General features: G+C 38.6%; 21 protein-coding genes. 19 read left to right on the top strand and 2 right to left on the bottom strand.

The features are described from left to right. Positions 1-14: 14 nt before the first annotated feature. Positions 15-1727, bottom strand: a complete 1713-nt coding sequence (locus QNH29_RS08875) for an Rqc2 family fibronectin-binding protein (protein ID WP_283864438.1) — start codon at positions 1725-1727, stop codon at positions 15-17. 190 nt (positions 1728-1917) lie between these two features. Here QNH29_RS08875 and QNH29_RS08880 point away from each other — a divergent pair, with 190 nt between their 5' ends. The 17 genes from QNH29_RS08880 (at position 1918) to spoVM (ending at position 19906) form a co-directional block, all read left to right on the top strand. Continuing rightward, positions 1918-4596: a calcium-translocating P-type ATPase, SERCA-type gene (locus tag QNH29_RS08880; protein WP_283864439.1), complete on the top strand. Its 2679-nt coding sequence runs from the start codon at positions 1918-1920 to the stop codon at positions 4594-4596. 125 nt (positions 4597-4721) lie between these two features. Then, on the top strand, positions 4722-5597 hold the full coding sequence (locus QNH29_RS08885) for a YicC/YloC family endoribonuclease (protein ID WP_283864440.1): 876 nt from the start codon (positions 4722-4724) through the stop codon (positions 5595-5597). A gap of 58 nt (positions 5598-5655) precedes the next feature. Further along, the gene (gene remA / locus QNH29_RS08890; protein WP_283865569.1) at positions 5656-5919 is read left to right on the top strand and encodes an extracellular matrix/biofilm regulator RemA; all 264 of its coding nucleotides are present in this window, start codon (positions 5656-5658) and stop codon (positions 5917-5919) included. An 11-nt stretch (positions 5920-5930) separates the two neighbouring features. Further along, the gene (gene gmk / locus QNH29_RS08895) at positions 5931-6545 is read left to right on the top strand and encodes a guanylate kinase (protein WP_283864441.1); all 615 of its coding nucleotides are present in this window, start codon (positions 5931-5933) and stop codon (positions 6543-6545) included. After that, entirely contained in the window at positions 6546-6791 is a 246-nt protein-coding gene (gene rpoZ / locus QNH29_RS08900) for a DNA-directed RNA polymerase subunit omega (RefSeq protein ID WP_283864442.1), read from the top strand. It abuts the gene before it with no gap. Between the two features lie 135 nt (positions 6792-6926). Beyond that, entirely contained in the window at positions 6927-8150 is a 1224-nt protein-coding gene (gene coaBC, locus QNH29_RS08905; protein ID WP_283864443.1) for a bifunctional phosphopantothenoylcysteine decarboxylase/phosphopantothenate--cysteine ligase CoaBC, read from the top strand. After that, positions 8137-10548 (top strand): primosomal protein N', encoded by a 2412-nt coding sequence (priA, locus tag QNH29_RS08910; RefSeq protein WP_283864444.1) that lies wholly within the window; start codon positions 8137-8139, stop codon positions 10546-10548. The genes coaBC and priA overlap by 14 nt, the downstream gene beginning before the upstream one ends. A 304-nt stretch (positions 10549-10852) precedes the next feature. Next, on the top strand, positions 10853-11338 hold the full coding sequence (gene def / locus QNH29_RS08915; protein WP_283864445.1) for a peptide deformylase: 486 nt from the start codon (positions 10853-10855) through the stop codon (positions 11336-11338). Continuing rightward, on the top strand, positions 11335-12279 hold the full coding sequence (fmt, locus tag QNH29_RS08920; protein WP_283864446.1) for a methionyl-tRNA formyltransferase: 945 nt from the start codon (positions 11335-11337) through the stop codon (positions 12277-12279). Before def ends, fmt begins: the two co-directional genes overlap by 4 nt. A 1-nt stretch (position 12280) precedes the next feature. Next, complete coding sequence (gene rsmB, locus QNH29_RS08925; protein ID WP_283864447.1) at positions 12281-13630, top strand: 16S rRNA (cytosine(967)-C(5))-methyltransferase RsmB; 1350 nt, start codon at positions 12281-12283, stop codon at positions 13628-13630. 3 nt (positions 13631-13633) lie between these two features. After that, positions 13634-14725: a dual-specificity RNA methyltransferase RlmN gene (rlmN, locus tag QNH29_RS08930; RefSeq protein ID WP_481858786.1), complete on the top strand. Its 1092-nt coding sequence runs from the start codon at positions 13634-13636 to the stop codon at positions 14723-14725. A gap of 5 nt (positions 14726-14730) precedes the next feature. Then, positions 14731-15483 carry a Stp1/IreP family PP2C-type Ser/Thr phosphatase gene (locus QNH29_RS08935; protein WP_283864448.1) on the top strand — a complete coding sequence of 251 codons (753 nt, stop codon included), beginning with the start codon at positions 14731-14733 and terminating at the stop codon, positions 15481-15483. Beyond that, positions 15483-17453: a Stk1 family PASTA domain-containing Ser/Thr kinase gene (gene pknB / locus QNH29_RS08940; RefSeq protein WP_283864449.1), complete on the top strand. Its 1971-nt coding sequence runs from the start codon at positions 15483-15485 to the stop codon at positions 17451-17453. The genes QNH29_RS08935 and pknB overlap by 1 nt, the downstream gene beginning before the upstream one ends. 41 nt (positions 17454-17494) lie before the next feature. Continuing rightward, a complete protein-coding gene (gene rsgA / locus QNH29_RS08945) occupies positions 17495-18376 on the top strand; it encodes a ribosome small subunit-dependent GTPase A (RefSeq protein WP_283864450.1) in 882 nt (293 codons plus the stop codon). A 1-nt stretch (position 18377) separates the two neighbouring features. Beyond that, the gene (gene rpe, locus QNH29_RS08950; protein WP_283864451.1) at positions 18378-19022 is read left to right on the top strand and encodes a ribulose-phosphate 3-epimerase; all 645 of its coding nucleotides are present in this window, start codon (positions 18378-18380) and stop codon (positions 19020-19022) included. A 58-nt stretch (positions 19023-19080) separates the two neighbouring features. Further along, positions 19081-19728 (top strand): thiamine diphosphokinase, encoded by a 648-nt coding sequence (locus QNH29_RS08955; RefSeq protein ID WP_283864452.1) that lies wholly within the window; start codon positions 19081-19083, stop codon positions 19726-19728. Between the two features lie 94 nt (positions 19729-19822). Then, complete coding sequence (gene spoVM, locus QNH29_RS08960; protein ID WP_035445740.1) at positions 19823-19906, top strand: stage V sporulation protein SpoVM; 84 nt, start codon at positions 19823-19825, stop codon at positions 19904-19906. A 99-nt stretch (positions 19907-20005) separates the two neighbouring features. On the opposite strand, the gene rpmB is transcribed toward spoVM, so the two are convergent. Further along, complete coding sequence (gene rpmB / locus QNH29_RS08965) at positions 20006-20194, bottom strand: 50S ribosomal protein L28 (protein WP_045515302.1); 189 nt, start codon at positions 20192-20194, stop codon at positions 20006-20008. A 247-nt stretch (positions 20195-20441) separates the two neighbouring features. On the opposite strand from rpmB, the gene QNH29_RS08970 reads away from it, so the two are divergent. Both QNH29_RS08970 and QNH29_RS08975 read left to right on the top strand, forming a co-directional pair. Next, positions 20442-20804: an Asp23/Gls24 family envelope stress response protein gene (locus tag QNH29_RS08970; RefSeq protein ID WP_283864453.1), complete on the top strand. Its 363-nt coding sequence runs from the start codon at positions 20442-20444 to the stop codon at positions 20802-20804. A gap of 36 nt (positions 20805-20840) precedes the next feature. After that, positions 20841-22523, top strand: a complete 1683-nt coding sequence (locus QNH29_RS08975) for a DAK2 domain-containing protein (protein WP_283864454.1) — start codon at positions 20841-20843, stop codon at positions 22521-22523. Positions 22524-22539: the final 16 nt, after the last annotated feature.

The following is a 22539-nucleotide window of genomic DNA, read 5'->3' on the forward strand; positions in this document are numbered from 1 at the left end:
AATCCGGGACTTTTTTATTTTTTCTTAAGTTTAAGAACGAGTTCCTCTTGTGGTGTTACATACACTGTCTGTTGATTATCATAGATAACAAAACCCGGCTTTGCACCACTGGGTTTTTTTACATGCCGAACTTTTGTGAAATCAACGGGTACTGAGCTTGAGTTTCGAGCTTTACTATAATATGCAGCTAAGTTCGCGGCTTCATGGATAGTTTCTTCAGATGGTTCTTTGCTGCGAATCACAACATGTGATCCAGGTATGTCCTTTGTATGAAGCCAAATTTCATCTCTAGCTGCCAGTTTATTGGTTAAATAATCATTCTGTTTATTATTTTTACCTACAATCAACTCGGTACCATCAGAAGAAAGAAAATAGTCAAGAATAGGCTTGGCGTTGTTAACTTTCTTCGCATTTCGTCTTTGGCGGTCGCGGATATATCCCCCATCCACCAGTTCCTCGCGTATTTCCTGAATGTCCTTAGGAGAGGCTGATTGCACCTGCTGAAGTAAATTTTCAAAATAAAGGACTTCCTCCCGGGCCTTTTCAATTTGTTCGATTACAATGGAAATAGAGTTTTTCGCCTTCTGATATTTAGAAAAATATTTTTGCGCATTTTCCGATGGTGTTTTCCGCGGGTCCAATGGTATTGCAACGGTGCCGCCCATTTCATCGTAATAATTAACTACTAGGATTTCTTTCATCCCTTTTTTTGCAGCATAGAGATTTGCCGTTAACAGTTCACCGAAACGCTGGAGCTGGTCTGCTTTCTCAGCTTCTTTTAAAGTGCTCTCTAATTTATCGATTTTTTTCTCGTTTTTTTCTTTTTCATTAATAATTAACCTCTCAATATCATTTCCTTGCTGCTTTACCCTGTCTCGTTCAGCTTTGCCAAAATAAAAGCGGTCAAGCATCTCGCTCAAGGTGGAAAAGCTTTTCACTTCCCCTTTTATATGTTCAAGCGGGAAGAGGTAAAACACTTCCTTATTGCCTGTTGCCATGATAGAAGGAACTAGCTCTCCGCTCTTGATTCGCTGTATCATTTGAATAAATGCAGTTGGTAATGTTGCCCGGTTAGCAATGCCGCTTTGGAAAATAACTTCTTTCGCAAATAGTGGTGAGGTGCCAGCAAAGTGCTCAACAATTTGCTTATCAAGCTTTCCGCTATTAAAATCAATTTTCCTTAATATATCTTCAGTACTAGCCGCAAAGGGGTTTTGCTTATTTTGCGCAGGCGGGTAAATATATGTCTGCCCTGGAAGAATCGCTCTGTGACTGTTTACCGCAAACGACACGTGCTTAACACTATCGAGAATGATATTCCTTGTTTTATCAACGACTACAATATTACTGTGTCTTCCCATTATTTCAATGATTAACTGTTTATAGCTGACATCACCAATTTCATTTCTGCCTTTGACTTCGAAAATAATCATCCGATCATTTTCTACCTGATATACATCCTCTAATATATAGCCCTCAATATGCTTTCTAAGCAGCATACAGAACATTGGCGGTTCGCTGGGATTTTCGTATGCTTCATTAGTAAGTTGTACACGTGCGTAGCTGGGGTGAGCGGAAAATAATAATTTTTGGTTCACTCCATTAGCACGGATTGTGAGAATTACTTCATTTTTATAGGGCTGATGTACTTTGTTTATTCTTCCGCCTTTTAGAGTGCGCGTAAGTTCATCAACCATTGCTTTTGTAAATAAACCATCGAATGACATGGAAAACATCCTTTACTTCAAACATATTTGTTCCCTTAGTATAGCTCACAATGTTAGATTATGTCTCATATTAATATGTTCATATCGTAATCATAACTTGTCTAATTATCATAGCATTTTTTTGGACGAGGCTGAATAAGCTTTCTTTAGAGTAGTCTAAGAAAAATCAAGGGGGAAGTGAGATGGTCGGATGAAATTCCATGAGATGGAGATAAATCAAGTAGAAAAGGTCTTAGATACCGACTTTTCTTCTGGGTTATCACCAGAGGCAGTTAAGAAACGAATAGCTCAACATGGGCTTAATGAATTGCAGGAAGGGGAAAAGCAGTCTGCTTTACTCTTATTTTTTAGTCAGTTTAAAGACTTTATGGTCTTAGTGCTGCTCGCAGCCACGCTTTTATCAGGATTACTTGGTGAATATATTGATGCAATTGCCATTATTGCAATTGTCATTATTAATGGTTTCCTTGGATTTTTTCAAGAAAGAAGAGCAGAGAAATCATTGCAGGCGCTAAAGGAATTATCCGCACCGCAAGTTTCCGTATTACGTGAAGGAAAGTGGATAAAAATCCCATCAAAAGAAATTGTTCCAGGGGATATCATTAAATTTTCAAGCGGAGATAGAATAGGTGCTGATGTAAGGGTAATAGAATCGAAAAGCCTAGAAATCGAAGAGTCGGCCCTTACTGGGGAATCGGTACCAGTTTCTAAACATATAGATCGGTTAAAAACAGTAAACCCTGGGATTGGTGATATGGAAAATATCGCCTTCATGGGCACTATGATTACTAGGGGGAGCGGCGTAGGTGTTGTAATTGCAACAGGGATGAAAACAGCGATGGGGCAAATTGCCGATTTACTTCAAAATGCAGAGGCACAGGAAACACCACTGCAGCGCCGTTTAGAGCAGCTTGGTAAAATTTTGATTACAGTAGCTTTATTGTTAACTGTTCTTGTAGTTGCGATTGGTGTTTTACAGGGACATGAACTTTATACAATGTTTTTAGCAGGTGTATCCCTTGCAGTAGCCGCTATTCCTGAGGGGTTACCAGCAATTGTAACGGTTGCATTGTCTCTTGGAGTTCAAAAAATGATAAAGAAAAATGCAATCGTTAGAAAGCTGCCGGCAGTAGAAACCCTTGGCTGTGCGTCGGTTATTTGTTCGGACAAAACGGGAACCATGACTCAAAACAAAATGACCGTAACTCATTTATGGAGTGGTGGAAACACTTGGACAGTAGATGGTGTGGGATATCAACCTCGCGGTGATTTTTATCGTAATAATACTCGTGTACATCCTAAAGACGAGAAAGCCTTGCAGCAAATGCTTGTCTTTGGAATGATATGCAATCATTCAGAATTAGTCATCAAAGATGAAGATTATATTCTTGACGGAGATCCAACAGAGGGTGCATTGCTCGTTAGTGCCATGAAAGCGGGATTAGATCGTACAAATTTATTAGATGAATTTACGATAGTAAAGGAATTTCCGTTTGACTCGGCGAGAAAAATGATGAGTATGCATGTTAAAGACAAGCAAGGCAGAAATTTTATTGTAACAAAAGGAGCTCCCGATGTAATTATTGGTAAGAGTGAATCGATCCTCTGGGATGGGAAGACACAATACCTTGGACAAAACATTCAGAGCCAGGTCCAAGAAGCTATCAATAACCTGGCTTCAAAAGCACTTAGAACCATTGCGATTGCCTTTAAACCTATTCCGGCAAATACAGTTATCCTTAGTGAAAAGGAAGCAGAGAATAAATTAACCTTTATTGGTGTTCAAGGTATGATTGACCCGCCTAGACCAGAGGTTAAAGACGCCGTGAAGGAATGTAAAGAAGCAGGAATCAAAACAGTCATGATTACAGGAGACCATGTGATAACCGCTAAAGCGATTGCGGCACAGCTCGGGATCTTAGCAAAAAAGAGTTTAGTTCTAGATGGAAATGCTTTATCAAATATGTCCGTCGACGAGCTCGAGGAAGTAGTAGACGATGTATCTGTATTTGCCCGTGTCTCACCAGAACATAAATTAAAGATTGTTAAGGCTTTACAAAATAGAGGTCATATTGTGGCAATGACCGGTGATGGCGTAAATGACGCACCAGCTATTAAAGCAGCTGATATCGGTGTGGCTATGGGGATTACAGGAACGGATGTGGCGAAAGAAGCTTCTTCACTTGTTCTCTTAGATGATAATTTTGCAACGATCAAGTCAGCCATTGAAGAAGGAAGAAATATATATGAAAATATTCGAAAGTTTGTTCGATACTTATTGGCATCTAATGTAGGCGAGATTCTGGTAATGTTATTCGCAATGATCTTAGCACTGCCACTTCCATTAGTTCCAATTCAAATTCTTTGGGTAAACTTAGTAACCGATGGACTGCCGGCCATGGCACTAGGCTTGGACCGTCCTGAAGAGGATGTAATGAAGCGTAGACCACGCAGTCCAAATGAAGGTGTATTTGCTCGAGGGTTAGGCTGGAAAGTGGTTTCACGGGGTTTTCTCATTGGAACCGTCACCTTATTAGCCTTTATGATTGTTTATAAACAAAATCCTGAAAATCTACAATATGCACAAACGATTGCCTTCGCAACACTCGTGTTAGCTCAGCTTATTCATGTATTTGATTGTAGAAGTGAAAAGTCTGTATTATCTAGAAATCCTTTTGGGAACCAATACCTTGTATGGGCCGTTGTGTCATCCTTAGCCTTAATGATTGCGGTAATATATTACCCGCCATTCCAGCCGATTTTTCATACTCTCCCAATCTTAGCAAAAGACTGGCTGTTAATTATCGGTCTATCATCCATACCAACTTTTTTACTAGCTGGATCATTTTTGTTAAGAAAAACAAAATAAAGTGTGTTATAATCCAAAAGGTAGTAGAGAAGACTCTATTACCTTTTGTTAATTTCCGCAAAAATAAACGATATACTTTACATAGTAGGTTAACCGCTCATCTTCAGAAGATTGGAGTGTCCTTAATGGTTATAAGTATGACGGGCTTTGGGAGGAGCAGTATTTCCTCAGCCTCATTTTCAGTAAATGTGGAAGTAAAAACAGTCAACCATCGTTTTAGTGAAATAAATGTTCGGATGCCAAGACAATTATTAAAGGTAGAAGATAAGATTAAGAAAAAATTGAATCAGCACCTTCGACGCGGCAGAGCTGAAGTATATATCATGATAGAAGGGGAAGGTGCAGTTACTCGGAAAATTCAGGTTGATTGGAAGTTACTCGAAGAGTATTATCTGTTTATTAAAGAAGCACGTGATAAATTCAATATTGAAGGTAAAGTTTTACTTCAGGACTTATTGACACGTAACGAATTTTTACATATCGAAGAAACTGAAGCAGGAAATGAAGAATTGGAAGACTTAGTACTTAGTGCTACAGAAGAAGCAGTTTTACTATGTAAGCAAATGCGAGTAATAGAAGGAGAAGAACTGCAAAAAGATTTGCTCACCTCTTTACTACAATTAGATGAAAATATTGATCGGTTAAAGGAACACGCCCCTCTAGTTGTCTCAGCGTACAAAGAACGCTTATTGAAGAGAATTGAGGAATTAGTACAAGGACAAATTGACGAAAGCCGTGTATTAACTGAAGTGGCGATTTTTGCTGATAAAATTGATATTAATGAGGAATTAACAAGGTTAAATAGCCACGTACAGCAATTTAGGCAAACTTTAAATGAGATTGAGCCAATTGGAAGAAAACTTGATTTTCTCGTGCAGGAGATGAATAGGGAAGCAAACACAATCGGTTCAAAGGCAAATGATTCAACGATTACTAAAAAAGTAGTTGAAATAAAAAGTTTACTTGAGAAACTGAAGGAACAAGTTCAAAATATTGAATAAAAGGTTTAGAAAATGGTTGACTAGACCAAAATATATTATTGATGATTGGATGATAATCATGTCGATTAAATTGATTAATATTGGTTTTGGAAATATCGTATCTGCCAATCGGATAATTTCAATTGTAAGCCCTGAATCTGCTCCAATAAAAAGGATTATCCAAGATGCCCGTGATCGGGGTTCTTTGATTGACGCTACATATGGAAGACGTACACGTGCGGTAATTGTCATGGATAGTGACCATGTTATATTATCGGCCGTACAGCCTGAAACGGTTGCCCATCGTTTGAGCGACCGTGATGAAATTTTAGATGAAGGGTAGGATTTTAGAAAATGCAGGAAAAAGGATTACTTATCGTATTTTCTGGTCCATCCGGTGTCGGAAAAGGAACGGTTAGAAAAGAAATATTTTCTCATCCGGACACGGCCTTTGAATACTCCATATCTGCAACAACCCGTGCGCCTCGCCCAGGGGAAATAAATGGTGTTGATTATTTTTTTAAGTCACGGCAAGAATTCGAAGAATTAATTCAACAAGGTAAACTATTAGAGTATGCAGAGTTCGTTGGCAATTACTACGGCACACCTGTAGATTATGTTCGTGAAACCTTAGACGCTGGGAAAGATGTTTTCTTAGAAATTGAGGTTAAGGGAGCAAGACAGGTTAGAGAAAAGTTTCCAGAAGGATTATTTATTTTCTTAATGCCGCCTAGTCTTTCTGAATTAAAGAATCGGATTGTTACCAGAGGTACTGAAACAGAAGAGTTGATCAACAATCGGATGTTATCAGCGCGTGAAGAAATTGAAATGATGGAATTATATGATTATGTAGTAGAAAATGATCAGGTAGAATTAGCTTGTGAACGTGTAAAAGCAATTGTTGTGGCAGAGCATTGCCGCAGAGAACGCGTAGAACACCGATATAAAAAATTACTGGAGGTTGAATAAATGTTATATCCTTCGATTGATTCATTACTTAATAAAATTGACTCAAAATACTCACTCGTTTCTGTTGCAGCAAAGCGTGCTCGTTCTATGCAGCAAACACGTGACGAAAGATTACCTAAATATGTTTCTTATAAACATGTAGGAAAAGCATTAGAGGAAATCTACAGCGGTGAGCTGACATATCGAATTCCAAAAAAATCAGAAACAGGTGCTGTCTACGGTAAAGATAGCAATATAGGCAAGTAATAAATGAGAAGGTCTGACGGCAGGATGTCAGCCTTTTTTGTTTTTTGTCGAAATACGGTTGAAAAAGATGAAAAAATAAGGTGTTTCTAGCATAATAAAAGAATAGATACTTGTGGATTAGAAGTGAGGGATACGTTGATGTTGGATAAGAAGATTTTATTATGTGTGTCAGGTGGAATTGCGGTATATAAAGCAGCAGCGCTAACAAGCAAACTGGTCCAAGCTGGTGCTAAGGTCAAAGTAATACTTAGTGACTCTGCTATAAAATTTGTTTCTCCGTTAACTTTTCAAGCGTTATCCCGAAATGATGTGTATACCGATACATTTGATGAAAAAAATCCCAATGTGATTGCGCACATCGATTTAGCGGATTGGGCGGATTTAATACTTATTGCACCAGCAACAGCCAATACGATCGGAAAGCTGGCAAATGGAATTGCTGATAATATGATTACCACCACCTTACTTGCTGCAACTGCTCCAGTATGGATAGCACCTGCGATGAATGTACATATGTATGACCATCCAGCAGTGAACAAGAACATATCAAAATTGGCTGCATTTGGTTACCAATTTATTGAACCAAGTGAAGGCTATTTAGCTTGTGGGTATGTAGGCAAGGGCCGTTTAGAGGAACCAGAGAAAATGGTTGAACTAATTAAACTGCATTTTACAAACAAAAGCTCGCTGAAGTTAAAAGGGAAAACGGTACTAATTACTGCTGGCCCAACACGAGAAAAGATCGATCCTGTTCGTTTTATTACGAACCATTCTACAGGAAAAATGGGATACGCTCTTGCAGAAGCAGCGAAGAAAGAAGGCGCAAAAGTACTTTTAGTTTCTGGACCGGTCCATTTAACTCCTCCGCCAGGTGTGGATATAGTTAAGATTGAGAGTGCAAACGAGATGTATCATGCAGTCATGAATCACTTTGAGGAGGCTGATATTATTATAAAAACAGCTGCAGTAGCTGATTACACTCCTAAAGTCTCTTACGAGCATAAAATGAAAAAGCAGCCAGGGGACAAAGTGATTGAACTTGAAAGAACGAAAGATATTTTATTTGAGCTTGGCACAAAGAAAAAAAAGCAGATTCTAATAGGATTTGCTGCGGAAACAGAGAATGTCGAAGAATATGCAGTGAAAAAATTAAAAGCCAAAAATGCTGATATGATTGTAGCTAATAATGTTAAGTCAGAAGGTGCAGGGTTTGGCAGGGATACAAACATAGTGACACTTTTTAAGCGTGACGGAACCAAAATTGAATTACCTTTAATGTCAAAGCTTGAGGTTGCACACAAAATTATCGATGAAATAGTTGTATTGCCAAAGGATTTGGGATCAAATGAAAGTTGCTAGTGTTATTGTTGATGTACCCTCAAAACAAACCGATAGGGAGTTTGATTATTTAATACCAGCCCATTGGCTTGAGACTATTAAGCCTGGAATGAGGGTAATTGTCCCATTTGGTCCAAGGAACATTCAAGGGTTTGTTACCGAGATAAAAGCAGAATCAGAATTTAAGAAACTTCGTGAAATTAATGAACCGATGGATTTAGAACCTGTCCTAAATGAAGAATTACTTGATCTTGGTAATTGGCTGACTGAAAATACCTTGTGTTTTAAGATTTATGCCTTCCAGGCAATGCTCCCGGCTGCATTAAAAGCGAAATATGAGAAAAAGGTTATGCTTTCCGAAGGAGTTCACCTAAATCAATTACCTGTTCAACTTCAAGAGGCATTTAAACATGAAGAAGCTATTAATTGGGATGAGGCATTAAAGAATGGTCTTGTTCCCATCCTTCAAAGAGAAGCTGCTAATGGTTTGTTAGAAGTTATTTATGTAGTGAAAGAAAAACTAAAGAAAAAGCAATTAAAGTATGTTATCCCGAAGCTTTCCTCAGGAGAACTGGAAGCTGCCCATGATAGCCTGCCGCAAAAAGCAGACAAACAAAAAGTAGTATTAAAGTATTTTGTTGAGCACAGTGATCCGGTGGAATTAAGGCAATTGTTATCACAATTAAATATTTCCGCGTCAACAGTAAAAGCACTTGTTCAAAAGGGGTTTCTTGCCGAACAAGACATGGAAGTTTACCGTGATCCCTATGAAAATCGGACTTTTTCACGCACTGAACCGCTGCCCTTAACAGAGGACCAGCAGCGGGCAATGGTTCCTATACTAGATAGTATTGAAAAAAAACTCCATGAGGTTTTTCTGCTTTATGGGGTAACTGGCAGCGGGAAAACTGAAATTTATTTACAAACCATTCAGGATGTCATTGAAAAGGGGAGAGAAGCAATTGTACTTGTACCAGAAATTGCTTTAACTCCTCAAATGGTAAATCGCTTTAAAGGCCGTTTTGGGAATTTAGTGGCGGTATTACACAGCGGATTGTCAGCCGGTGAAAAATATGATGAATGGCGGAAGATACAACGTAAAGAGGTCAGAGTGGTTGTTGGTGCAAGGTCAGCGATCTTTGCTCCTTTTGAAAACTTGGGAATCATCATTATTGATGAGGAACATGAAACAAGCTATAAGCAGGAAGAAATGCCACGCTACCATGCTAGAGATGTGGCCATTGAAAGAGCCAAAAAAAATAACTGCCCGGTTGTGCTTGGCAGTGCAACTCCAGCCCTCGAGTCATTTGCTAGAGCACAAAAGGGGGTTTATACACTACTATCTCTGCCAAACCGAATGAATAAGAGAGCACTGCCAGCAGTAGAAATTATTGATATGCGTGAAGAACTGCGAGCGGGCAATCGCTCCATGTTCTCTAGAAAATTGTTTGAACTATTAAAAGAAAGAATTGATAGAAAAGAGCAGTCTGTTTTATTTTTAAACAAACGCGGTCACTCATCATTTGTTATGTGCAGGGATTGCGGGTATGTAATGAATTGTCCTAATTGCGATATCTCCTTGACTTATCATAAGGTTAAGGAACAAATGAAATGCCATTATTGCGGGTATGAAAGCTATGTACCAAGTCAGTGTCCAGAGTGTTCGAGTGATTACATTCGCTATTTTGGTACGGGAACACAAAAGGTTGAAGATGAACTCGGGAAAATACTTCCCGAAGCCAGAGTAATTCGCATGGACGTTGATACGACAGGACAAAAGGGAGCTCATGAAAGACTTTTAAAAGAATTTCATGAAGGAAAAGCAGATATCTTATTAGGTACGCAAATGATTGCCAAAGGACTCGATTTTCCAAATATTACGCTTGTGGGCGTGCTCTCCGCGGATACGATGCTCCATTTGCCTGACTTCCGTTCCTCTGAAAAAACCTTTCAGCTTTTAACTCAAGTTAGCGGCAGGGCAGGACGCCATGAATTACCAGGGGAAGTTATTATCCAAACTTACACTCCGGAGCACTATAGTGTAGAGCTGGCTGGGATACAAGATTATGATCGGTTTTACCACAGGGAAATGTTGATGAGAAAAGCTCATCATTACCCGCCATTTTATTATTTGGCCTTAATAACGATTAGTCATGAAAACTTGATGAATGTCGTTTCATCAACGGAAAAAATCGCTGCTTTTGTCAGGTCGCGCCTATCCAATCATGCAGTGGTTCTAGGGCCGGCTGCGTCACCTATTCCGCGGATTAATAACCGATACCGCTATCATTGCCTAATAAAATATAAGCGTGAACCGGAGCTTAACAAAACACTAAAAGCGATACTCGACCAATATCAAGCAGACCCGAAAAGCGGGTTACTCGTTTCAATAGACGTAAACCCATTTATTTTAATGTAAGACACACAAATATCACTGATATAGAAGGTTATGATATATTAATTTGGGTGAAAATGTTTAGTAATAAATATAGATAAGGCTGTGTTAAAGTAGACTGTTGCTTTTAGAATCTGTTGATTGGAGCGGAAGGCGCTCGACTCCTGCGGGATGTACGAGCTGAGTGAGACCCCGCAGGTCGGTACGACCGAGGAGGCTCACGGGCGAGCCCGCGGAAAGCGTAGCGCCTGGAGCGCAAATCAACAGCCTAGTCTAACACAGCCAAAGATAAAAATCGGACAACTACGATTTAGATGGAGGAACACCTTTGGCTATACGAAAGATTGTTATGTACCCTGCTGAGGTACTTGAGAAAAAATGCAGACCTGTAGAGAAATTTGACAAAAAACTCGCTAAATTACTTGATGATATGTATGACACCATGATTGAGCATGATGGCGTTGGTCTAGCTGCCCCACAAATTGGGATAGACGAACAAATTGCAATCGTTGATATTGATGATGAATCAGGTACGATTGAGATGATTAATCCTCGTATCATCAATATATCAGGAGAACAAACCGGTCCAGAAGGGTGTTTAAGCTTCCCAGACCTTTTTGGGGAAGTTACAAGACCCAATTATGTAAAAATCGAGGCATTTAACCGAAAAGGAAAAAAATACACGCTCGAAGCAGAGGAATTTCTTGCCCGGGCGATACAACATGAAATAGATCATTTAAACGGGGTATTATTCACATCTAAAGTAAGCCGATATCTCGAAGAAGATGAGTTAAAAGGAGTAGAAAGTGAATGACGAGAATCGTTTTTATGGGTACCCCAGACTTTTCTGTACCCGTGTTGCAAAGAATTATAGATGACGGATATGAGGTTATTGGTGTGGTGACACAGCCAGATCGACCTGTTGGCAGAAAAAAAGTACTAACACCTCCGCCTGTTAAAGTCGAAGCATTAAAGCATGGAATTCCGGTCTATCAACCTGAAAAAATTCGTCAAACAGAAGAATTGGAAAAAATCCTTTCTTTAAAGCCCGATTTAATAATTACAGCCGCTTTTGGACAAATATTACCGAAAGAAATATTAAATGCACCAGAACATGGCTGTATTAACGTCCATGCCTCGCTGCTTCCAGAACTTCGAGGAGGTGCCCCCATACATTATGCCTTAATCCAAGGTAAAAAGAAAACAGGGATCACCATTATGTATATGGTTGAAAAGCTGGACGCAGGGGACATATTAACTCAAGTAGAAGTAGATATTTCAGAAGAAGATAATGTAGGCAGCCTTCATACAAAACTAAGCAAGGCTGGGGCAGACTTATTATCGGAAACACTCCCAAAATTACTTAAAAAAAAATTAACACCTATTCCACAGGATAATGAGAAAGCCACATTTGCTTATAATATTAAGCGAGAACAGGAAAAGATTGACTGGTCCAAAACTGGAGCAGAAATCTATAATCATATTCGCGGCCTAAACCCTTGGCCAGTTGCTTTTACAACTCTCAACGGTCAAATATTAAAAATCTGGAGTTCGGAAAAGGTCACTGATTCAAAAAGTGAGGTGCCGGGAACGATCTTAAAAAACGAACCTGATGGTATAACGGTATCCACAGGTGATGAAACAGCTATTAAGATTAAAGAATTGCAGCCTTCTGGAAAAACAAAAATGACATGCGAAGAGTTTTACAGAGGCGCAGGAGCGAAAATCTTAGTAGGCCGCAGACTAGGAGATTAAAATGAAGAATAAAAAGAAAAATGTACGTGAAGCGGCAGTTGAGTTACTCGAAACCATTGAAAAGAACCAATCCTACAGTAACCTGCTGCTGAATAGTACCATTGAAAAAAATAATATTCCCTCTATCGATATCGGTCTGTTAACAGAGTTAACATATGGAACATTACAGAGAAGGATGGCATTAGATTACTATTTAAAGCCCTTTATAAAAAATAGTAAAAAGTTGGAGAATTGGGTGAGCCAGCTATTAAGGATAACACTCTATCAAATGGTATACCTTGATAAAATTCCAGATAGAGCTGCTATTTTTGAAGCAGTAGAAATCGCCAAAAAGCGTGGTCATAAAGGTATTGCCGGGATGGTTAATGGTGTACTTAGAAGTATTCAGCGTGAGGGACTTCCATCTTTAGATGAAGTGAATAATCCAATTGAAAAGCTATCTATTGAAACCAGCCACCCAGAATGGCTCGTAAAGAGGTGGGTTAATCAATTTGGTTTTGATCGAACGAAAGAAATGTGTGAGGTCAATCTAACCGCTCCACTGCAGACAGCGAGAGTAAATCTAACAAAAACGACTGTCCGTGAAGTAATTGAAGATCTTGACGAAGAAGGGTTTCTAGTTGAAAAAAGTCCTATTATTCCTGAAGCAATCAGGGCGTTAAGAGGAAATTTAGCTTTATCCAGTGCATTTAAAAAGGGCAAGATTACGATACAAGACGAAAGTTCTATGCTGACTGCCTATGCATTAGCTCCGCGTGAAAATGAATTAATTTTAGATGCCTGTGCTGCTCCAGGAGGGAAAACCACGCATATCGCTGAAACAATGAAATTAACTGGCGGTGTCATTTCCATTGATTTACATGAACATAAAGTAAAGTTAATCAATGAAAATGCTAAAAGGTTAGGTTTGGGCAATATAAGGACAATCGCAATGGATTCACGCAATGCGGGAGAACAATTTCAGGATGAATATTTTGACAGGATTCTCCTCGACGCTCCATGTTCAGGACTTGGTGTTATGAGAAGGAAACCGGACATGAAGTATACCAAGAAAGAACAAGATCTTTATCAATTAAGTACCATTCAACAAAATTTACTAAACTCCGTATCATCTTTGGTGAAAAAAGGTGGAATTCTTGTCTACAGTACGTGTACAGTAGATAAAGAAGAAAATGAAGGTACTGTCCTAAAATTTTTACAAGAGCATCCTGAATTTGAGACAGATGCTTCATTAAAAAATCGAATGCCTGAGGCAATCCAGTCTCTGGTAACAGATGGTTTTTTACAAATACTTCCCCAAGACATAGGCTCCGACGGTTTCTTTATCGCAGCTTTAAGAAAGAAGGTGTAACAGTTGGAACAATTAAATACAACTGAGAACAATACAACATTGGATATGAAAAAAACTTCAATTTATTCCCTGCAGCTTCATGAGCTAAAGGATTGGCTGACAAACAATGGTGAAAAGCCTTTCAGGGCAGAGCAAATCTATGACTGGCTGTATAAAAAAAGAATAACTTCGTTTGAAGATATGAATAATTTATCAAAAAGTTTACGTGAAAAGCTTTCTGAGAGTTTTCAAATCACCACATTAAAAACGGTAATTAAACAATCTTCCTCGGATGGTACCATTAAGTTTCTGTTTGAACTGCACGATGGATACTCTATAGAAACAGTCTTAATGCGCCATGATTATGGTAATTCGGTGTGTGTAACCACACAAGTCGGCTGTCGAATCGGGTGTACCTTTTGTGCCTCTACTCTTGGCGGGCTAAAGCGCCATTTAGAAGCTGGTGAGATTGTTGCACAGGTAGTAACCGTACAGCAGGCTCTTGACGAAACAGAAGAACGTGTCAGTTCAGTAGTTATTATGGGTATTGGTGAACCTTTTGATAATTATGATAATATGATGTCGTTTCTAAAAATTATTAATCATGAAAAAGGATTAACGATTGGTGCGCGTCATATAACAGTATCTACTAGCGGTATCGTTCCAAAAATTTATCAGTTCGCAGATGAAAATATGCAAATTAATTTTGCGATTTCACTTCATGCACCTAACACTGAATTAAGGTCTCGATTAATGCCTATCAACAGAGCATATAAACTAGATGAATTAATGAAATCTGTACGGTACTATATCGATAAGACGGGACGTCGAATTAGTTTTGAATATGGTCTTTTTGGCGGCGTTAACGATTCTGTTGAACATGCGGAAGAATTAGCCTCCTTGTTAAAAGGTCTAAAATGCCATGTTAATCTAATTCCTGTTAATTATGTTCCAGAAAGGGACTATGTACGTACCCCTAAGGATAAGATTTTTGCCTTCGAAAAAACACTTAAAAATCGCGGGATTAATGTAACCATTCGCCGGGAGCAAGGTCACGACATTGACGCAGCATGTGGACAACTTCGTGCAAAGGAGCGAAAAGAAGAGACGAGGTGACAGCGTTGAAAGCTGTGTATAAGACGGATGTAGGGAGAATTCGAAAGAATAACGAAGATAGTGTTGGTATATTCTTAAATCGGGACGGGCAGCGCCTTGCCATTGTAGCTGATGGTATGGGCGGTCACCGTGCTGGTGACGTTGCTAGTACAATGACATTAACTTCTTTAAAAGAGATGTGGGAGGAAACTGAAAGGATTCATACGGCAGAACAGGCAGAAGAATGGTTAAAAACAAAAATTATTCAAGTGAATAGGATTCTATTTGACCATTCCAACACCCATGATGAATGTGATGGAATGGGTACAACAATTGAAGCTGTGATAGCAACTAATCTTTTTGCTACCATTGCACATGTTGGAGACAGCCGTTGTTATATATTAAATGAATCGGGCTTTCAGCAACTAACTGAAGATCATACTCTAGTCAATGAATTAGTTCGCACAGGGCAAATTTCTAAAGAGGACGCCGAACATCATCCTAGAAAGAATGTTATCATGCGGGCTCTTGGAACTGAACTGAATGTCTCTATAGATTTTAAAACCATTACATTTGAAGAAGGAGACAGCCTCTTATTATGCTCTGACGGACTTTCGAACAAAGTAAGTAATGGAGAAATGGCTGAGATCCTAAAAAATGAAGATGATTTAGAGAAAAAAGCAAATTTGCTCATCTCGATTGCGAATGATCGTGGCGGCGAGGATAATATTTCACTGGCGATTGTAGAGTTTTCTGATACCGGCGAGGGTGATTTATAATGTTGATTGGAAAACGTTTAAGCGGTCGATATAAAGTGTTAGAAATGATTGGCGGCGGCGGGATGGCAAATGTCTATTTAGCCCACGACATGATTCTTGACCGGGATGTAGCCGTGAAAATGCTTCGCCTCGATTTTGCTAACGATGAAGAATTTATTCGCAGGTTTCGCAGGGAAGCACAATCTGCGACAAGTTTAGCTCACCCTAGTATTGTAAGTATTTATGATGTTGGAGAAGAAAATGATCTTTATTATATAGTAATGGAATATGTTGAAGGCCAAACACTTAAACAATACATACAACAGAATTCACCGTTACAAGTTGCAGAAACGATTGAAATTATGAAACAATTGACATCTGCTATTTCTCACGCTCATCAAAACCATATTATCCATAGGGACATCAAGCCTCAAAACATTCTTATAGATCGTTTTGGAAATGTAAAAATAACCGATTTTGGAATTGCGATGGCACTTAGTGCCACAAGTATCACTCAAACAAATTCTGTTTTGGGCTCTGTACACTATCTGTCACCTGAACAAGCGCGTGGAGGCATGGCAAATAAAAAATCTGATATTTATTCCCTAGGAATTGTCATGTTTGAATTGTTAACTGGCAGACTTCCTTTTTCTGGTGAATCTGCAGTCTCAATTGCATTAAAACATTTGCAATCAGAAACTCCCTCTGTAAGAAGGTGGAATCCGAACATTCCACAAAGTGTTGAAAATATTGTGTTAAAGGCGACAGCCAAGGATTCCTTTCATCGGTATAACAGTGTAGATGAAATGGAGGACGATTTAAGAACGGCTCTTGACTCGGAGAGACTAAATGAAGCAAAATTTAATATTCCAATTGATGATGATGCAACGAAAGCAATCCCAGTAATCACAAATGAACGTCCATTTCAAAATCTTGATGAGACATTAATACATAGTCAGGATAAAAATAATGGAAATGTTGCTTCCGCTCATAACGGGAAAGAACACAAAAAACAGAAAAAACGTAAAAAGTGGTCTATTATATTAATTTCTACATTTATCATATTAGCACTATTAGGGCTATTTACTGTCACCGTACTGCCAGAATTAATGGCACCTAAAGATATTACCATCCCTGATGTTAGCGGTATGGAATTAGAAGATGCGATCGCTGAAATAGAAGCTGCTGGTCTTCAGGTGGATGAAGAAATTGAGAGCACTCATGATGAAATAGAAGAGGGAAGAGTAATAAAAACCGATCCCGAAGAAGGAAGTACCGTAAAGGAAAATTCCTCAATCGCTGTATATGTGAGTATTGGGAAAGAAAAATTTGAATTGTTGGATTACACTAATCGTAAATATGATGATGTGATTCGCATATTAGAAAATAAGAACTTTATGGATATTGAAATAACTGAGGTTTTTGATGATAGTGAACCAGGTACCATTCTAAGTCAAAGTCCAGCGAGCGGAGAAGAAGTAGTCCCCGAAGAAACTGTCTTAGAATTTAAGGTTAGTAAGGGACAGGAAAAAATCACTCTAAAAGACTTAAAACAATCTAATACTAAAGGTGCACAGGCTTATGTTGAATCAGTCGGTCTAAATCTCGCTATCTCTGAAGAGAGGTATGATGATACTATTCCTGCTGGAAATATTATTTCTCAGTCACCTGAGGCCGGAACAGAGATGAAAAAGGGTGAAACTGTTTCAGTTGTTATTTCAAAAGGAAAAGAAGAAAAACCTCCTAAGCCAGTTTCTGTTGATATTACCATTCAGTATACAGGTACGGAACCTAATCAAAAGCAAAATGTGCTTATATACATTCAAGATGTAAATCGCGATATCAATACTCCAGCATATAACTTTACGATTGAGGTAACGACCAAAACAACAATAGAACTATTAGTTCCATTTGAAGGCGAAGCAAGGTACCTGGTTAATGTTGATGGATCAGTAGTGGAGGAAAAGTCTGTAAATTATCCAGAGTCTTAATACAAAAATTGTAATGCTAAGAAAAGGCAAGGAGTGTGGCTATGCCTGAAGGGAAAATAGTAAAAGCATTAAGTGGTTTTTATTACGTACTGCATGATGGAGTGATGATTCAATGCCGGGGAAGAGGTGTGTTTCGTAAAAACAAAATTACACCACTTGTCGGTGATGAAGTCGTATTTCAGGCCGAAAATGAACGTGATGGTTATATTATGGAAGTTAAGGAAAGGAAGAATGAACTGGTTCGTCCGCCAATTGCAAATGTCGACCAGGCCATACTTGTTTTTTCCGCTGTCGAACCTGAATTTAGTACCGTTCTATTAGACCGTTTCCTTGTCCTTGTGGAATATAATCATATTAAACCTCTTATTTGCATAACCAAGATGGATTTAACAAATGACAACGAAAAGCTGGCCATTAATGAATATGCTGAACAATACAGAAATATTGGGTATGAAGTATTACTTACTTCTTCTGAAACAGAAGCTGGCATAGAAGGTTTAACTCCGCATGTTGAAGATAAAATATCCGTTTTTGCTGGTCAATCAGGTGTTGGAAAATCCTCACTTTTAAATGTGTTACGACCTGAACTTGACCTGAAAACCAACGATATTTCCTCACATTTAGGCCGAGGTAAGCACACTACACGTCATGTTGAATTAATTAGTGTTGGTAATGGTCTAATTGCGGATACACCGGGATTTAGTTCGTTGGAATTTACCGAGATCGAAGCTGAGGAGTTAACTCATTGCTTTCCGGAGATTGCACGTGAAAGTGAAAATTGTAAATTTCGAGCCTGTTTACATATTAGTGAACCTAAATGTGCAGTAAAAGACGCAGTTGAGTCACAAACCATTACAAAATATCGTTATCAACATTATGTTGATTTCCTTCAAGAAATAAAAGATAGAAAGCCGAGGTATTAAAATGTTGAAAATTGCACCTTCCATCCTTTCTGCTGATTTTGCCAAATTAGGTGAAGAAATCGCTGCAGTTGAAAGGGCTGGGGCCGACTATATCCATGTTGATGTGATGGATGGTCATTTCGTACCAAACATTACAATCGGACCATTAGTTGTGGAAGCAATCAGACCTGTTACAAAGCTTCCACTGGATGTTCATTTAATGATTGATAATCCTGATCAATATATTGAAAATTTTGCTAAAGCAGGAGCAGACTATATTACAATACATGTTGAAGCATGCCGGCACCTTCACCGTACAATTCATCATATTAAATCATTTGGAGTTAAAGCAGGCGTGGTATTGAATCCAGCAACTCCTGTTGATACCATTCAGCATATTATTAAAGATATTGATATGGTGTTGTTAATGTCTGTTAATCCAGGTTTCGGCGGTCAAAAATTTATACCTGAAGTCCTGCCAAAAATAAAGAAGGTAAAGGAATTGGCAGACTCAATTGGAAAAGAAATTGAAATCGAAATAGATGGTGGAGTAAACCCTGAAACTGCAAAACTATGTGTCGAGGCAGGCGCAAATGTTCTTGTAGCTGGATCAGCTATTTATGATCAAGAGGACTACGCGGAAGCGATCTCATTATTAAGAGGATAAAAATGTACAAAGCCGGCTAAATGCTGGCTTTTTGCATAGCAGAAAAGGGGGATACTAGGTGAATATAAATATCTTAGCAGGTGGTCCTGAAGAACTTCTTCCTGATTTACATGAATATTCTACTGAACATGACATTTGGGTTGGAGTCGACCGAGGGGTATACACACTTATAAAGAAGAATATTAACCCTGTTATAGCTTTTGGAGACTTTGATTCAGTTACCAATCAAGAAATGACGATAATTGAAGGTAATGTAAAGGAAATGAAGAGGTATAAGCCCGAAAAAAATGAAACAGATATGGAGCTCGCTTTAAATTGGGCCTTAAGACAAGAAGCTTTTTTAATTCGAATATTTGGAGCCACTGGAGGGAGATTAGACCATCTCTTTGCAAATGTTCACTTAATGGTCAAACCAGTATTGGAAAAAAAACATATAAATATTGTACTTATTGATAATCAAAATATTTTATCATTAAAAGGGCCCGGAAGTTATAAAATTGAAAAGAGGGCAGATAAAAGGTATATTTCTTTTGTTCCTCTAACCCTTGACGTAGCGGGTCTCACCCTCGAGGGTTTTAAATATCCGTTAAATAACCGTCATATTTCAATCGGATCGACATTATGTATTAGTAACGAACTTATTAGTGATTATGGTACTTTTTCATTTTCGCAAGGCATATTATTAGTGATAAGAAGTAATGATTAATTCCTAATTAAGAGGTACTGATTTCGTCCGTTTGAATAAAATAGTAAGGGCGTACGAGAGAAGTTAGATGTGTGAGATGGTGAGGAGGGACATAATGAAGTTTTATACAATTAAACTGCCAAAGTTTTTAGGTGGACTTGTCCGAGCGATGATTGGTGCATTTAAAAAGAATGAATAGAGTATGCTTTAAGCACCTATTTTATGGGTGCTTTTTTATTTTGGAGAAATGAGTGAAAGATAGTAAGAAAGGGCACCCTTATAAGGATGCCCTGACATATTAAACGCGTTCTACTTTACCAGCTCTTAACGCTCTTGTAGAAACCCAAACACGCTTAGGCTTTCCATCAACAAGAATACGTACTTTTTGTAGGTTAGCACCCCATGTACGCTTGTTAGCGTTCATAGCGTGAGAACGTGCGTTACCAGTTGTAGTTTTCTTTCCAGTTACAACACATTTACGTGGCATAATGATTCCCTCCTTAATACCCAAAGCTTTATACAGCATTTACGTTATTGTCTAAAGATACTTTAATAATTTATCATACAACCAGTTTGAATGCAAGAGTGATTAACAAACGTTTCAAGAAAAATACCTTGACATGCATCATAGTTGTTTGTAAATACTATAAGAAGAAAGTATCGCTTTCAAATTTTTCTTTACTATAGTAAAATGACTTTAGTCAAGGAGCAATTTCCAAAAGGGGGAACGATTCATGTCCATCGAATTAAAAACTAAGTACGGACAAATTGATATTTCAAATGAAGTAATCGCTACCATCGCTGGAGGTGCCGCTATCGATTGTTATGGAATTGTCGGTATGGCATCAAAGAGCCAAATAAAAGACGGTCTTACAGAAATTTTAAGAAAAGAAAATTTTACTCGTGGAGTTATTGTTCGCCAAGAAAATGAGCAAGTACATATTGATATGTATATAATTGTCAGCTATGGTACAAAGATTTCCGAGGTTGCTCATAACGTGCAATCAAAGGTGAAATACACACTTGATAAGACCGTTGGACTTGCCGTTGACTCGGTAAATATTTACGTTCAGGGAGTTCGTGTGACGAACCCGTAAGTGGTGTAACGAACCGCTAGTAGAGGAGGAAAGTTTGTGTCTATAACAGCTTTAGATGGAAAACGTTTTGCAGAGATGGTGATTCAAGGTGCGAATCATCTAGGTGCCAATGCAAAAATGGTGGATGCATTAAACGTTTTTCCTGTGCCCGATGGTGATACTGGAACTAATATGAACTTATCAATGACCTCTGGGGCAAAGGAAGTAAAGAATAATGTTCAGGAACATATAGGCAAAGTAGGAATGGCTCTTTCAAAGGGGTTGCTTATGGGGGCTAGAGGTAACTCCGGGGTTATCCTTTCCCAATTATTTCGTGGATTTTCAAAAGCAATTGAAAGCAAAGCAGCCATCTCTGGTAAAGAATTTGCATCTGCGTTAGAATCTGGTGTAGAAACTGCCTATAAAGCAGTAATGAAACCGGTAGAGGGAACGATTTTAACAGTTGCAAAGGATTCGGCAAAAAGAGGTCTTCAGGCTTCTCAAAAATCGAACGATATCATCGAAATTATGGAAGAAGTTTTAAAAGAAGCGAAGGCATCACTTAAGCGTACACCAGACCTGCTTCCGGTACTTAAAGAAGTTGGAGTTGTCGATAGCGGTGGACAGGGGCTTGTTTTTGTATATGAAGGATTCCTTGCTGAACTGAAAGGTGAGAAACTGCCGGATTCACCTGAAGCCTATCCTTCAATGGACGAAATGATCAGCGCGGAACACCATAAAAGTGTTCAAGGCCATATAAATACGGAAGATATAGTCTTTGGCTATTGTACAGAATTTATGGTGAAGTTTGAAGATGCCAAGTTGGCAAAACATCCATTTGACGAACAGGTTTACCGGAATGATCTCAGTAAACTTGGTGATTCTTTATTAGTTATAGCTGATGACGAGGTTGTCAAGGTACATATTCACTCTGAACAGCCTGGTGATTGTCTAAGCTACGGGCAGAAGTACGGAAGCTTAATCAATATTAAGATTGAGAACATGAGACAGCAACATTCCAATATTGTTGGAGAAACACAAACACCGTTAGTTTCAGATAAACCTCAAGTTCATAAAGAACAGCAGGAGTACGGAATTGTTACTGTGTCGATGGGTTCTGGAATTGCTGAATTATTCAAAAGTATCGGTGCACATGCGGTAATTGAGGGCGGGCAAACGATGAATCCAAGTACAGAAGACATTGTCAAAGCCGTTAAAGAAGTGAATGCGAAAAAAGTATTTATTCTTCCTAATAATAAAAACATTATTATGGCTGCGCAGCAAGCAGCTGATGTATCAGATGAAGAAATTTATGTAATCCCTTCTAAAACAGTCCCTCAAGGTTTATCTGCACTTTTAGCATTTAATCCAGCTGGAGATGTGAAAGCAAATGAGGCTGCTATGACAGATGCAATGCAGCATGTAAAAACGGGCCAAATTACCTTTGCCGTTCGTGATACCCAAATCGATGGGCTAGAAATTGAGAAAGATGATTTCATGGGAATTGCAGAAGGTAAAATTGTTGTCAAAAATAAAGATAAAAGAAAAGCTGCGGAAGATTTGCTTGCTGCGATGGTAGATGAGGATTCGGAAATTTTAACCATCATTTATGGTGAAGACGTAACCGAGGATGAAGTAAATGCACTAACAGCGTTTGTCGAAGAGAAATTCGAAGACGTAGAGGTTGAACTTCATAATGGAAAACAACCATTATATTCATTTATCTTTGCCATTGAATAAGTGATAAAATAAGAAG

It is taken from the genome of Neobacillus sp. DY30 (assembly GCF_030123065.1).
Taxonomy (GTDB): Bacteria; Bacillota; Bacilli; order Bacillales; family Cytobacillaceae; genus Neobacillus.